This window comes from Mesorhizobium sp. M0145 (assembly GCF_040322355.1).
GTDB lineage: Bacteria > Pseudomonadota > Alphaproteobacteria > Rhizobiales > Rhizobiaceae > Mesorhizobium.
Window position 1 is genome coordinate 29960 of sequence record NZ_JAMYTK010000018.1, and the last position, 13733, is coordinate 43692.

Sequence of the window (13733 nt, forward strand, 5' to 3'; positions counted from 1 at the left end):
AGGTTTCTCTGTATTCCGACAATTCTGACCGGCCGCTATCTATAGTCCCGGGATCACGGCAATTCGAGCTGCACTTGAGGCGACACCGAGGGCGTCCTTGAGGTTGGCCATCGCAATTTTCGATTTCGATGCGAAGACCACAATTTTGTCGCCACCATAGATGCGTGGATTCCGGCTCTTGCCACCACGAATCTGCTCCACATTGTAATTAGCTACCAATGTGTTTGGACCGATATTGCGATAGACAAAGACTTTTTTTGCATCCCCAATGTTATTGAACCCTCCTGCAAGGGCGATCGCATCAATGAGAGAAGAATTGCTGGACACCGGATAAATGCCAGCCTTGTTGACTTCGCCATCGACGGTTATGCGCTGTCCAATCGATTCCTTGACGAAAATCGTCACGTCAGGCGACTGCAGGTATTTGGCGCCGTAGGCGGTTTCGACTTCCTGCTCCAACTGACGCACGGTTTTTCCCGCTGCGGTAATCGTTCCGATAAGCGGAAGCGAAATCTGCCCGCTAGCATCGACTTGAACTGTTCTGTTCAAATTGTCGACCTGGAACACATTCACCTCGAGCACATCGTTCGGAGACAATGGCTGCTCGCTACCGTTCTGGGTGTTTGCCGGCGCGGGCAGGTCTTTTACCACTTGCAGAGCGCCGCCGCCCGAAAGCGGCGTCGACGATGACGTCAATTGCAGCGCATCGACCGAACTCGATGAAGAAGGTGTCGTCGACGAGGTGCTCGTGCATGCCGATATTGCAAGTGAAGCAAGCACGACGAGTCTCGTGTTTATGTGGCCTTCTGCAAAACGAAAAATTCCCATTACGCTGTCCCGCCCTTAAACAAGCGGCCCAAACCTCCAAAGCGGCCAGCATTGCCAGCGTTTGTTTTGTTCGGACGTGCTTTTCCGACCGCTTCGATGGGCCGGTTCGCCAATATTTCGCCTGGACGTTTCAACACCATGTTGCGGGCCTCGTCTTCCCCGCATCGCTTGGCGGCAGCAGCAACCGCCTGCGAAAGCCCAGGACGGCGGCGGGTAGCGCTATGCGTATCCGATGCGATGATATCCACCCTGCCCTCGTCAATCAGCTTTTCCGAATAATAAAGCGCCGTGCGTCCAAAAGCACCAACAATCGAGTCTGCGGTAAGCTGGATAAGGCAGCCCACTGCATTCAACCTCTCGATAACGTCGTAGTTCGTTTTGATCCAGGTCAAACGCTCGGGGTGAGTAAGAATCGGGATGAACCCGGCGTTTATGAGGCGTATGGCAAGATCCTCCATTCGTGGAGGCAGGACATGATGAGGCGGTTCGAACAGAAAATAGCGGGACCTGTTTAAGGTCGGGACGCTGCCAGATGCCAATTGATCCGGAAGATCCGGTGCTATGTGAACATCGGCGCCGACGTAGAGAGCAAGTGGTATGGCGGCGCGGCGCAGCGCCTGGTGCAACTCTTGAACCGCCCGGACAATGTTCGATGTTCCGTTTTCGTAAACACCGGGAGTCACGTGCGGTGTGCACGCCATGTGGGTCGTTCCGTCGGCCACCGCCAATCGAGCCATTTCCAGCGATTCAGCAAGACTGGGTGAGCCGTCGTCGAGGCCCGGCAAGATATGGGAATGCAGATCGATCATAGGCGTTTGTGACTGCAACAAAGCAATGTAGCGACGTCATCCCAAAAACACATAAATGCGTCACCCGCCGTACAGCGAGTGGCGCATGTGTCAAGCTCATGCGATGCGATGAAGCCTAGGCTCCAGCTACTGGCTGAGAGAGTTGTCATCACACAGGCCGACAACAGCGCCACCCAACAGAGTTGGCGCAAGGCGAAGTCCCGATGTGTCCAGCACTACGCACATGCCGCCTTTCCCGGGATCGACTTTAACCGCCGCCGGAATGTCGAAACTGCAATTCACACCGACGCATAACGGCGAATCGGACGATTGCGATTCGGCCATGTTGGCTGGATAGATCGGAATTTCGCCCTTCATCCCGGCATGTTCGCTAGCCTCAGGCATCCGCATGTCACCTTGGCCTAAGCGATCCGGCTGATACACCGGCTACGACACCAGCATACACGCCAGGGCCGTCCTGTCGCCAACAATAGACACGCAGCAGAAGCGCCACACGCCTCTGCTGCCGTTGCCTTATTTACTACGCGGTCAACTTAGTCGCTAACGGCGTGGCCGTGATCTTTGTCCGCCGTTGCAGCCAGAACACCAGCCCCAAGAGCCATGCCGCCAAAAATAAGGGCCGGCGTGTAGTTGGTGCTGTTGGTATTGCCCGTCTGGGCGGTCTTCTCAGAACCCAAGACATTGAGGCAGATCTTATTCTCGACACGCGAGATATCGAGCGTCGAATTCGCCGGGACGCTCACGTTGCAGCCACCAACCTGAACCGAAGCCGAGCCCTTGGAGCCAACCACGACACGGCTGCCGAAATCAAGCGCGCCGCCCGCTTGCGCCGGGCCATAGCCAGCCACCTGCGAGATCATCACGTCGCCATTGACGCTGCCGAGCGATCCAATCGGATTTACGCCGTTATAGGCGGTTGCACAGGTGCACGACCCATCCTGCGCGAAAGACGACACCGGGGCGAAGCCGGCCAACACAACAACTCCGGCCAACGCACTTTTCAAAACTAGGTTCATCCGCATCAATCCTTCTGTCCCACGTTACCTGAGGCCCACCCAACCGCTAAGGTACTCAAAAGCGCGTAACAGCTTTCTGCGCCAATTCCAACCCGTTTCGCAGATGCGAGATAATTTTTGGTTTCGGTGTGGTTGATTGAACACACCATTAGAGTGTCGAAATGTATGATCTTTACAGCCGGCCGCAATAAAGCGCGTTGCCAGGGGCAGATCTGCTTTCATTGTGGCCCGCTGACATCGCCATCGTTCCAATGCTTTGCGCAGGGTCTTGCAGTCGACCATGGCCTGATATTATCCAGCCGGCCTTTTTGCGTTCGAGCAGGAGCTACGAGCCTGGCACGCAAGACTTGTAGGTCGAGCCCGCCTGCGCGGGCTGCCCGCACAGGATGCCGGCCTCGACGAGCTTTGCAGCCAGATCCGTGCCGCCAGAGGTGAGGCATTGCACCACGACGGCGTCACCGAATTTTGGCGCGACGTTGCCGTCGCACGGGGTCCCCGTGCCGACGGGCTTGCACGTCAAGGCGAGCCCTTGATAGTCCCGGCGCGCGGCTTCGGTGACCATGGCGCGCATGGATTGGGGCCTGGTAAATGCGACGCCGCACAGCACGATCTTGCGGCCGGCGACGCGCAGATCGTCAATCGATTGGACAGTAAGCTTGCCATCGAAGGGTGTGAGAACTGCCACCGGCTTCGGCGCCGGCGCGTACCTACTCGTTCCCTTGTTGACGATGATGAAAAGAAAGCCGCCCACAAACGCCAGCGCTATGAACGCAAGTACTGTTACCTTCCCGATCGACAAAAGCCCTACTCCCCATTCAATAATCAATGCGCGGCAGTGTTGGTCTTCTCAAACAAGGCAAGGAGTGCTGCCGCATAGTCCCGTCGGCGGACCTGTTGCCGGCCTTGCAACACGGCGATGCTGTCGCGGACAAAGCGTGGGCGCTGCCCGATTTCGAGCAGACGCAGCGCCAGGGCTTCCGCGTCGTCAGGCGGGAAGAAGAGCGCGTCCGGAGCCTGCTCGCGATGCAGCCGGATGTCGGACAGCAACATGGGCGCGCCCAGCGATTTCGCCTCTTCAACGGTGGTCGACCACCCCTCGAAATGGGACGGGTTTATCAGACAGTCCGTTGCACCTATCAGGGCAACGACATCGTCATAGGGAATCAATCCGAGGTGTCGAAAATGGCTCTCAACCCGATACGTTTGCGCAAGGCCTATCAGACGCTTGAACAATGTCGGGTCGCGCGGGTCGGTCGTGCGCCCCGTGAGGATTATCGGCGGCAATGAGCCCAACGCCCCAAGCCGGTCTATATGCCTCAACGCCTCGACGACCAGTCCGTGATTCTTGTGAATCCAAAACTGGTTGGGCAGGAAAAAGAAGCGCTCGGGCAGATCGTGCGCCAGGCGTGCTGCTTCGGTGCGCGCCATGACGGCGCCTGGATCGAGATCGATGGCGAAGCGCACGACGGCGGTCTTGCAGCGCGAGGCCGGATAGAATGTTTCACAGTCGGCGAGCGCATCCTTGCTCGAGAGCATTATGGTTCGATTGCCGGACGTCTGCAGGCGGAAACCAAGATCTCTGCGCCACCAGGCGCTGCGCGGAAAGAGGTGCGGCAGGCGACGGTGCTGGAAGTCCGGAATCCAGGAAATCACCGGCAGCGGAAATCGGTTGCCGAACCACTGAGCGACTTCAAACACAAGATCGACAGCGTGCTTGGCGACCAGATCGGCAAAAGCGCGGTCACTTCCACCAGCGAGCGCGGTCAGCCCTCGCTTGCCGAGCCCGGCGCCCGTGACCCGGTTGTCGACAATAGCCGGCGCGGCCAACAGGTGATCAAAGGATGCGCCAACGCCCGCATGCTGCTCGGGCGTCAGAAACAGCTTCGCCTGAACCTTGCCGCCCAACTCGGAGGCGATGACGCCTAACATGTTGCGCAGATAGGACTCGCCACCGGACCAGGTTCCGCGGCCAATGAGCGTGAAGCCGATGGTGATCAAAGCGCGAAGCGTCGCAAATCGCCGACCCGCTCGCCGAGAATGTCGGCGCGGTACCAATCGACATATCCCGCAATGCCCTTGCTGGGCAGCACCTGCAACCGAAACCCTTCCGGGACGCCGGATGGATCGGAGATCAGGTTGACAGGATCGCCTCGCCGGGACTCTCCTGAAAACGAGAGGCGATGCTTGCCTCCCCAGGCTTCCAAAACCATACCGGCAATTGTCCTGACGGACGCAGCGGCGCCGGCGCCGACATTATAGACCGCGAAGCGCGCTGCATCGGCAGGCAAGACGCGATGGATCAATCGCACGACATCCGAGACATGGTGCCAGTCCCGCATTTCCGCGCCAGTACCACCAAGCACAATGTCGGTTTCGCCTGCCGCGAGCCTGCCGCAGAGGTCCCAGAGCAGCTGCTTGCGCAGTCCCTCGCCATAGACGGAGAAAAGCCGGGCCACCGAGATCGGCTGACCGTATGCGGTACTAAATGATCGGCCCAGTTCCTCCACCATGCGCTTGTGATGGCCATAGGGTGAGTATGGATCGAGTGCGGCATCGACCCTGATCGGGCCGAAATGGCCGCCGCCATAGACGGCAGCGGAGGATGCCAGAACGACGCGGGCATCGGGTGCGTGACGACGCAGGAAATCGAGGACGCAAGCCGCGGACACGACGCTTTGTTCAAAATCCTTCAGCGGATCAGCGATCGACTGGCCGACCGTAGAGCCGCCTGCCAGATGATATACAGCCGCCGGACGGCCGTATCCGGCCGAGGCCGCATTCATCGTTTCTGCAGTCACGCCGCCCGAAAAGAATACGCCGGCAGTGGCCGCCGCGAACCCAGGCGCTTCGCTTCGGCCGAAGCCGAGGACATGATGGCCTTCCTGGGCAAGAAATCGTGACAGGTGCAGGCCAATGAAGCCGCCGGCTCCAGTCACCCAAACAGGCTTTGCCTCTTTCAGCTGCACCACCAAATCAGCCCTTCCCTTGCTTATGGCAAAGGAACGACACCAGGCGCCCGGGCCGGCGGTCAAGCAGGGCTGCTACTCCGGCAACGGCACCGAAGGGCAGAGGGGACAAGGCCAGGCGGACGAGCCCCGACAGCGGGCCGAAGACTCCGGCGAGCCTCTCGCGAATTTCGGATGTTGTCATCGGATCATAATTCACAACCGATTGGAAAGAATTCATTTCGCTATTGATCGTCAGTCCTGCCTCCTGCAACGCAGCGCGGTAATCCACCAGCGTGAAGGCATTCTCTCCGCCGTAGAGATGATGCAGCGGATGAGCACGCAGAAACGGCTCCAGTTGTTTCGGTCCGGAAATCACATGGTCGCGCAAGGACAGGAACGTCGCGCCGTCGCGTGAGAGCCGCGCAACTTCGCGGCAGAATGCCGGTAGGTTATGCGCATGATGAAGCACTTGCCGGGCAACGACCAGATCGTAGCCCGCCGCGGACAACGGAATAGCTTCACCAAAGGCTTCGAGCACATCGATGTGCATGCCTGTCTTTTCGGCAAGCGTCCGTATTGCTGCAGCACCGACAAGCGCGCTGGGATCGGGCTCGACAGCGGTTACCGACCAGCCCTCGCGCGCCAGGGCATAGGAGAGGATGCCATTGCCGGCGCCGAGATCGAGAGCACGGCCCGCCTTGTGCGGGATCATGCTGCGAACCGCTTGAAACTCCGCACTTTCGTGATAACGGCGCGCCGCGATGACCGGATCATCGAAATAGGCGGCGCGGGCAAGCTCTTTCATCGACGGCTCGCTCATACACCAGCGAACGGCGTCTTCCCAGGTCATGGCCGTTTCAGGCATGGGGAAAAACCATCTATCGGATCACGTGGGGCGGATCCCAGCAACAAATGCGTAAGCTGGATTCATGGTCAAGAGGATCTCAATCTCCCCGTCAGATGCGCCCACAACAAGCATCGCCAATTTGGATTGAGGAGCCTGATGGCGCCTTGGTCATAGGATCTCATGCTTCGCCGGTCCCTTGTTTCAGAGGGATGACCAAGCTCCAAAAGAAGCACGGCCCCTCCTCTATCGCCTTGCAACTGCGCGCCGATCACGCTTCCGTTAGGATGTTGTCCCAAGCTCCCAGCTACGCTACCGTTTCTTGACTCGTCAAGTTCAGCTTGTAAGGAATTCAAACTGTGCAAATTTCGGCCGTGCAAAAATTCGCCAGCTGGCGACGCCGGATACCGAACATCATGTCTTTCAACACAGCATTCTGTGTGATGTGCCTTTTGGCCGGCGTATTGCCCGCGACGTCGCAGACGCGCGTACCGTTCAAGCTTTTCGAGGCTATGCGGTTCATTGGCGGGCCTGATTTCCAGGCGTTTGGTTTCGAACACCTTACGATAGCCGACCCTCATGTTCTCGGACCGGACGTTCCTGATGCCGGCCAGGTGCGGCAAGCGCTGGCTTTGCCCAGGAGCAATGAATATCTCAATATCGACATCGAAAGCTGGCCCTTGGAAGGTCCGGACCAGGCATCGTCGCTCGCGAAATTTCAGAAGACGCTCGGCGCGTTCAAAAAAGCTGACCCGAACGTCAAGATCGGGCTCTATAGCGTTTTGCCGATCAGGGATCATTGGAGAGCGATCGGCCACGAGGGGGCCGCGGCGCTGGACGAATGGAAACAGCAAAACACCGTTGTTGCGTCCTCTCTCGTCCCTTACGTCGATGCGCTCTTTCCCTCTCTTTACACCTTTTACGGCGACAAGGATGCCTGGCTTGCCTACGCGCAAGCGAATATCGGCGAAGCGCGAAGAATTGCACAAGGGAAGCCGATCTATTGCTTCCTATGGCCTCAGTTTCACAAGACCGTTGCCTTCCTGCCAGGCGACCTCTGGTATGCTCAACTGGACACCTGCAGAAGGCTGGCCGACGGAATCGTGATCTGGGGCACGATGCGTGGCGGTCCACGGGATGGGCCCGCGAAATGGGAAGAAAAAGCGGAGTGGTGGCAGGCTACCTTGAGATTCCTTCGAGAGCAGGGCAAGATTCGCTAGGCTGACCCGTTTGACTTAGGCCGAGGGAGTGGTCGGGCTGGCGCCAAACTACGACGAAGGTTCAAATCGTCCGCTATACCAATTCGAGAAACCGCTCAAACTGGCGTTTCTTGCTGTACTCCTCACGAATGGCGCGATTGCCGGCCCAACCGATCGTGTCCCAGCTTCCGTCGTCCAGCCGACGTTCGATTGCCTTCGATGCCTCCTGCGGCTGGTCATACACCACCAAGGTTTCTCCATTGCGCATCGGTGCGGGATAGTTGCCCGCATCAGAAATCAGCAACGCGCCGGCACCCATCGTTTCGAAACAGCGCATGTTGCCGCGGTCCGGGCCCGCCATATCGATCGAGGCGTTCACCACGACCTTCGCCCTTCCGAGTTCGGCATACATGGCGCGACCGAATACCGGGGGCGCACTGACGCTACGAATCACACTCGGCCGGCGGACCGCTCGCAAAGGGCCGAACCAACCAAGCGGTGTCTCGGCGAGCGGTGTATAGCGCGACAGATCCAGATGGAAAACGACCTTACGGCGGTCGGACAGTCGTGCGACGGTTTCCAGAATCTGTCGCCGACGCTGGTGATGGCGGCTGTAGCCGCCGAAGAAGAGCACATCGACATCCCTGCTCCGGTTTGCGGATATGGCATCGAGCTCCGGATCGTGGGCGGGAAAGAAGTGAGCCGTCTTGGCGCCCTGCTCTTCCCAGAGTCTTCGCATTGAGGGGAAATTGCAAACGACGAGATCATATCCCGAAAAATCGATCCTGCCAGGCGCAGCGCGCCAGGCAATCTTTCGCTTCACATGCCCCGGCAGCCGACGCACGAAAGAGCCGTCGTAACGAAATGGATCAAGATTGTAGAAGATGTCGGACTTGTGATGCTCGATCTGCGCAAGAAGGATATCGGCTAGCGATGCGTCTTCGCCCAGCCCGTTTTCGATCGCCCATGCGCGCTGCAGCGATTCGTCATCTCCGTTCGTGAAAAAGGCTTCCGGGCTGCCGGCGAGCGCCGGCAACAGAATATGCGACGCCCCGTAGCGATCGTTCAAAAACACGTCTCTTTGAGGTTCGAACCCGCGAACTCCCTCCACAAGCCCAGTTAGTCTGGCCCGATAGCTTGTCGAGATCCCAGAATTTTGAAAAATACGCATGGCTGGTCCCTGTTGGAGTTTGGTCTGGAGGTGTGGAGCGCTGACAACTATCCGCCATCTGCCGATTCGGTGACGTCCTGTGGACGAGCGGCACGACTCGCCTACACCCAATCGGGGCGGAGTTCGAAGGCGACCAACGCTAAAGCCCATCGAATTAGGAGGACAACCCCGTGCCACGATTCCTATCACGGCGGGACAACCGACTCCTACTAAGCTCGATTCTCCGCATTGCGAGCTTTGGCAAGGAATCCCTGATATCCATACCAAAACGATATCGTCAGAGCGGAGGTGACCCAGAAAACTGAATTTCCCCATAGGCTGCCGCTTGCCATACCCGCGATCGCTTCCCTGATGAATAGCACCGCTGTCAGAACGGCAGCGAGCGGGAATTTGCCGGATCGAATGATACCGACCGTCGATCTGAGCGCCAAGAGGATGTGAGCCGCAAACGGCAATGATCCCAGCGCGCCCATCGCCATCAGGGATTCAAGATAGATGTTGTGGGGATAGAAATTGAACTGCATCTCGACCGCATAACGCCCGAACACAGGATTTTCTAGAAACTGCCCCCAAGCTCCAGCGAACAATTGGCTGCGTACCATTGTGGACTGATCGGCATCCACGTTGATCGTCTGAAGTCTCGCAATGACAACGTCGATGAGCTCCACGCCGCTGGTCGCCAAAATTGCCAAGGCGACAACTAATGCTCCCAAAACGGCGAACACTCTTTTTGAGCCTTTAAGCAAAAGTATGTAGACCAATAGAGACCCCGCGCCAGCAATATAGGCACCGCGAGACTTAGAAAACACAACAACCATCAATAGCATTGGACCAAGTATTATTGCTTGCATCGTCAGTTTTCTGGTTTTTCCCAAGACAAGAAAAAGATATATTAAAAACGCGAAAGCTGTATGTCCCATCGCAATGGGGTTTATTTTGTCTATAGACATCCTCTCGCCTTGGGCTGCGAAGAGCACATCTCTATTGAGGTAAAGCCCAATCAGAAAGATAACGCAAAGCGCGTTCATGACGAGGATCATATCTGTGTTTCTTATGGCCCTATCCATCGATGCGATAATAAGCGTAGCGCCGACACCAGATACCAAGTAAACACTGAATACCATCACAGGACCAGGCGATATGTTTATCGAAGATAAGTAAACATTTTCAACAAGTCTGCACAGATAAAGAATAAAAAAGAGCTTCATTGGAAGAAGCGCGGCCGTTGACGACCTCAATTTTGACGGAAGAAGCACATATGAGCCAAACGTTATCAGAACGATGGCTAACCTTACCAGGATCGACCCGGTACTTCCCTCTGGATCAAACCTGTTTACCCACCCAGCAAAAGCGTACACGCCACAGATTGCAAGCGCGAACGCCATTGCAGGAGAAAACAAAATGCGCCGGTCAACGTAACCTTTCAAATGTGCAAATCGGCGGCGAAACCCTCCTCGATCGAACCCGGCCGATGTGTCGAAATGAGTGTTGGCTCTCTGAGTCATGGGACTAGTCTTCCCGCGGCGAACCTAACGCGATTGGCCCACACCGATTTCTGAATGTCCGCCATGCAAGTAACGGAACGTTTGCGTCTCGCTTCTGCGGTTGATGAATCGAGCCCGACAGCTGTCGACGACACTGGTCGGAGGCGCAGTATTCGGCGGTTGTGCATTTTAGCTTCCCCCCGAAGCCGACGGGGCTGACGGTTTTTCAGCTACCAGTAGATAACCCATCGGCATGCTCTCGCGCGTCGCCAGCCCTAATTTCTCGACGGGAGGCAACGCTCGCATCAGCCTGGTAAGCCAGTAGACAGAATCGGCAATCCAGGGCCGAGTTGACACCGCCTTCGTGGCAAGATCGGAAAGAACATCTGTGACGCCGCCGTAGGATGACAACTCGATTGTGCTTAAGCCAGCCTTCGCCGCCATCCGGTCCAATGCAAAACGGGTGTAGCGATGGTAATCGTGAGGGACTTCGTGCAGCCAGTAAAGGAACGGCGCGCCGAGTATCAGCTTACCGCCAGGCCTCAAGGCCCGGGCTGCACTGTCGAACAATGCCTGCGGCGTATGCAAATGTTCGATAACATCGCTGGCGATGATCGTATCGAAACTCCCTTTCTCCAGGACCAACTGCTCATTGAGGTCCGCGAACAGGTCGACATAGGCAGTGCCATGTGTGCTGCCCGGCCAATCGACGCAGAACACATCACTGACATAGTCGCGGTAGATCCCGTAAAGCGGAACCGCCCCACAGCCCAGATCGGCGAGACGGCCCTTAGCATGAGTAGCGATCGCAGTGGCATAGACGGACGCCAATCGATCGGCGATCAAGCGCGACCGCGCCGGTACCTCCTTGCGATTCGAGCGCCAAACGCCCTTATCCGTTCGTTCGAACTTCGTGGGCTTCCACTGGTCGACATTCTTCATTGAACCTGGCCTTCAGCGAAGTCGAGAGGTTTCGCCATGGCCGGCAGCATCATGGCATGTCGAAGGCGATCGCGCGTGTGCCGTTGCGTGAAATGATCCAGCACACGCCGCCGCCCGGCATGCCCCATCTCGGCAGCACGGCGAGGCTCTTCCAAGAGGCTAGCAAACGCCTTTGCCGTGCTTTCGACATCGTGTTCGTCTACAAGTATGCCGGTCTCACCATCGACAACAGCCTCTGGAATGCCGCTGTGACGTGTCGCCACAACGGGGAGCGCGCTTGCCATGGCCTCCAGGATCGATACCGGCAGGCCTTCCATATCCCCGTTGCGGGCCGTCACGGAATGTTGCACGAAGATTGCAGCGTCCTGCATCATCCCTTGAACAAACTCTGTGCTTTGATAGCCATGGAAGACGATAGCGTCCGACAGGTTTTCCTGCCTAACCAATGCCTCGCATCGCGCCATGAGCGGCCCATCGCCAACCAAGTCAAGCCGTACCCCGGGAAACCTTGAAGCGATACGGGCGAACGCCTCGATCACCAGGTGCGGTGATTTCTTTTCAACGAACCGCCCTACGAAAAGGAGCCGACCGCTTTCGCGCTTCGATGATGTGAAGCGCTCGGGCAAAACTCCGCATGGACTGACATGCAGTTTCTCATTCGGACAGCCTATTTGAAGCAGGCGATTGGCGATGAAACGTGATGGCGTGATGATGCCGTCAGCGCTGGCGAAGAGACGTTGGTAACGACGTCGCCACAAGTGCTTCCTAGGCATCACGGTAGAATCCGCTCCATGGGCATGGGCGTATAGTCGCACGCCGGCGCGGCGACAAGCGGGGGCAAACAGCGCACCTATCGTCAGATACTCGACAAGGGCGGCCTCCACATTGTGGGCCTTGAAAAATTCGACAACTCTGTCTTCATCCCTCCTCGACATCCCATCACGGACATACGCAAGCCAGCATAGGCGCGTCACATTGGCGACGCGGGCAGGTAGCCGGCTAAGCGGCGACGGCCCCGGAACCCCGGAAAGAACTGGATAGCCGAACTGATCGGAGCCATCGGGGCCCTGGCAGACGAGCACAGTCTCACGGGGCGCAAGGTGGCGAACATGATCTCGGATAAAGGTCTCGGAAGGCGTGTTGAAGAATTGCGAAACAACCGCAATCATGACACCGTCTCCGGCTGCAATTCCACCGGTGCAAATCTGTTTTTGAGAATACCGACAGTGGATTGAGCACTGTCACGCAACTCAAGCGTCCCCCGCCATGATTTTTCTGTTATCGATTCCTGGTCCTGCCACCAGCGCTCGACAAGAGCGCGAAAACTATCCGGCTCAATCTTATCGATGAAAGTTATGTATTCCTGCAAATCAAGCGACTGGAAAAGATCCGCGGTCTTCCTCTCATAGCAAATCGGCAAGACTGGAACGCCGCGGCACAGACACAGAATGCACATATGCATGCGTGTGCAGATAGCGCCATCGAATTCATCGATCTTGCGAAGCAATGTTTCAGTGTTCCTGAACTGCGAATCGACGACTACGCTGTCTCGAACGTGATCTGGGAGGTATTTCAAGACATCTCGCGCCGTATCCGAGTCGTTGAAACGATACTCGGGTATCCCCTGACAAGTCGAAACAAACGTCACTTCGGCCCCAGCCTCCTCCACCAGCCACGCTGCGGCCCGAGCCACCGACTGGTGGTACTTCGCTCGGCCAACCTCCAAGCCTCGTTCCCCGAAATCCGCCCATGGCCGCACCGAAACAGCGATCCTTGGCCGCCGTCCCGGCGTCGCAGCCCGCGATGCTGCGCGACGTTTCTCGATCTGGTTCTGGTCCGTCAGAACGAAAACGCTGTCTGCCACTGTCTCAATGTTACCTGTGTATCCGGTGAGCTCTTTCGCAAAAGCCATGGATTTTTGGTCTCTGACCAGTATGAGTGGGCTTTTTCTCAGAACGATCGCAAGTCGGCCGAAAATGCGATCGTCGCCAAACGGACCCATAGATTGCGTGAAAAAAATGGGCGGCTTTCCGAGATAAATGTCTCTCGCATATTCTGGCAGACGGAGTGCAACCGACCCCAGATGTTTCTTTGAAAGGTACGTGCCACCCGTCGAAACAATAAGATCTGCGGCGATGTATTCCCGCAAAGCCCGAGCCACCGCTCCTCCATATCCAAGATATTTCAACCATCGAAAATACCGCTCAACAAAAGTCATTGCGATTACAATCGAATAAATCACCTTGAACTCTAGCCGTCCTTTGGTCAATCTATTCACCAATCGAACAGCTATGCTCTTACGAATCTGCGCGGAAGGAAAGCAAATAAATTTGCTTTCCGGATAATACTTTGCAGCGACTTTCTCGTCCATGTCCGCAAAAACGACCTCAACATCGTCTCCGAACGCGGTCCTGAGAATGCGTTTTGTTGCGACTTGGATCGCGGCGTCTCCGCCGTTCAAAAAAACCGTTGTTTCAACAATTATTTTCAAC

The 13733-nt window shown here is 56.9% G+C and carries 14 protein-coding genes; 1 reads left to right on the top strand and 13 read right to left on the bottom strand.

The window, feature by feature from the left end; translation table 11 throughout:
• Positions 1–39 precede the first annotated feature (39 nt).
• The 8 genes from NKJ28_RS23185 to NKJ28_RS23220 all read right to left on the bottom strand — a co-directional run bounded on the left by NKJ28_RS23185 (position 40) and on the right by NKJ28_RS23220 (position 6451).
• Entirely contained in the window at positions 40–828 is a 789-nt protein-coding gene (locus tag NKJ28_RS23185) for a polysaccharide biosynthesis/export family protein (RefSeq protein ID WP_352637051.1), read from the bottom strand.
• Positions 828–1637 carry a tyrosine-protein phosphatase gene (locus NKJ28_RS23190; RefSeq protein WP_352637052.1) on the bottom strand — a complete coding sequence of 270 codons (810 nt, stop codon included), beginning with the start codon at positions 1635–1637 and terminating at the stop codon, positions 828–830. The genes NKJ28_RS23185 and NKJ28_RS23190 overlap by 1 nt, the downstream gene beginning before the upstream one ends.
• A gap of 126 nt (positions 1638–1763) precedes the next feature.
• Entirely contained in the window at positions 1764–2021 is a 258-nt protein-coding gene (locus tag NKJ28_RS23195; RefSeq protein WP_352637053.1) for a hypothetical protein, read from the bottom strand.
• A gap of 149 nt (positions 2022–2170) precedes the next feature.
• Entirely contained in the window at positions 2171–2653 is a 483-nt protein-coding gene (locus tag NKJ28_RS23200; RefSeq protein WP_352578540.1) for a hypothetical protein, read from the bottom strand.
• Positions 2654–2978: 325 nt separating this feature from the next.
• Entirely contained in the window at positions 2979–3452 is a 474-nt protein-coding gene (locus NKJ28_RS23205) for a hypothetical protein (protein WP_352637054.1), read from the bottom strand.
• Between the two features lie 23 nt (positions 3453–3475).
• Positions 3476–4651 carry a glycosyltransferase gene (locus tag NKJ28_RS23210; RefSeq protein WP_352637055.1) on the bottom strand — a complete coding sequence of 392 codons (1176 nt, stop codon included), beginning with the start codon at positions 4649–4651 and terminating at the stop codon, positions 3476–3478.
• Positions 4648–5622 (bottom strand): NAD-dependent epimerase/dehydratase family protein, encoded by a 975-nt coding sequence (locus tag NKJ28_RS23215; protein WP_352637056.1) that lies wholly within the window; start codon positions 5620–5622, stop codon positions 4648–4650. The genes NKJ28_RS23210 and NKJ28_RS23215 overlap by 4 nt, the downstream gene beginning before the upstream one ends.
• Positions 5623–5626: 4 nt before the next feature.
• The gene (locus NKJ28_RS23220) at positions 5627–6451 is read right to left on the bottom strand and encodes a class I SAM-dependent methyltransferase (protein ID WP_352637057.1); all 825 of its coding nucleotides are present in this window, start codon (positions 6449–6451) and stop codon (positions 5627–5629) included.
• A 353-nt stretch (positions 6452–6804) separates the two neighbouring features.
• Between NKJ28_RS23220 and NKJ28_RS23225 the strand changes: the two genes are divergently transcribed.
• Positions 6805–7665 (top strand): hypothetical protein, encoded by an 861-nt coding sequence (locus NKJ28_RS23225; protein WP_352637058.1) that lies wholly within the window; start codon positions 6805–6807, stop codon positions 7663–7665.
• A 73-nt stretch (positions 7666–7738) separates the two neighbouring features.
• Here the strand turns inward: NKJ28_RS23225 and NKJ28_RS23230 are convergent, their stop codons facing one another.
• From NKJ28_RS23230 to NKJ28_RS23250, 5 genes are all read right to left on the bottom strand, one after another.
• Positions 7739–8719, bottom strand: coding sequence for a glycosyltransferase family protein (locus NKJ28_RS23230; protein WP_352637059.1), 981 nt, complete (start codon positions 8717–8719; stop codon positions 7739–7741).
• Between the two features lie 305 nt (positions 8720–9024).
• Positions 9025–10320, bottom strand: coding sequence for an O-antigen ligase family protein (locus NKJ28_RS23235; protein ID WP_352637060.1), 1296 nt, complete (start codon positions 10318–10320; stop codon positions 9025–9027).
• Positions 10321–10488: 168 nt separating this feature from the next.
• Positions 10489–11241, bottom strand: coding sequence for a class I SAM-dependent methyltransferase (locus tag NKJ28_RS23240; protein ID WP_352637061.1), 753 nt, complete (start codon positions 11239–11241; stop codon positions 10489–10491).
• Positions 11238–12410, bottom strand: a complete 1173-nt coding sequence (locus NKJ28_RS23245; protein WP_352637062.1) for a glycosyltransferase — start codon at positions 12408–12410, stop codon at positions 11238–11240. The genes NKJ28_RS23240 and NKJ28_RS23245 overlap by 4 nt, the downstream gene beginning before the upstream one ends.
• Positions 12407–13732 (bottom strand): polysaccharide pyruvyl transferase family protein, encoded by a 1326-nt coding sequence (locus tag NKJ28_RS23250; protein ID WP_352637063.1) that lies wholly within the window; start codon positions 13730–13732, stop codon positions 12407–12409. Before NKJ28_RS23250 ends, NKJ28_RS23245 begins: the two co-directional genes overlap by 4 nt.
• Position 13733: the final 1 nt, after the last annotated feature.

What these genes read in the sequence shown, in the direction of transcription:
- NKJ28_RS23240 (WP_352637061.1), bottom strand. Translation starts at nt 11,241, where the DNA reads ATGAAGAATGTCGACCAGTGGAAGCCCACGAAGTTCGAACGAACGGAT.
- NKJ28_RS23185 (WP_352637051.1), bottom strand. Translation starts at nt 828, where the DNA reads ATGGGAATTTTTCGTTTTGCAGAAGGCCACATAAACACGAGACTCGTC.
- NKJ28_RS23235 (WP_352637060.1), bottom strand. Translation starts at nt 10,320, where the DNA reads ATGACTCAGAGAGCCAACACTCATTTCGACACATCGGCCGGGTTCGAT.
- NKJ28_RS23190 (WP_352637052.1), bottom strand. Translation starts at nt 1,637, where the DNA reads ATGATCGATCTGCATTCCCATATCTTGCCGGGCCTCGACGACGGCTCA.
- NKJ28_RS23195 (WP_352637053.1), bottom strand. Translation starts at nt 2,021, where the DNA reads ATGCCTGAGGCTAGCGAACATGCCGGGATGAAGGGCGAAATTCCGATC.
- NKJ28_RS23220 (WP_352637057.1), bottom strand. Translation starts at nt 6,451, where the DNA reads ATGACCTGGGAAGACGCCGTTCGCTGGTGTATGAGCGAGCCGTCGATG.
- NKJ28_RS23200 (WP_352578540.1), bottom strand. Translation starts at nt 2,653, where the DNA reads ATGAACCTAGTTTTGAAAAGTGCGTTGGCCGGAGTTGTTGTGTTGGCC.
- NKJ28_RS23245 (WP_352637062.1), bottom strand. Translation starts at nt 12,410, where the DNA reads ATGATTGCGGTTGTTTCGCAATTCTTCAACACGCCTTCCGAGACCTTT.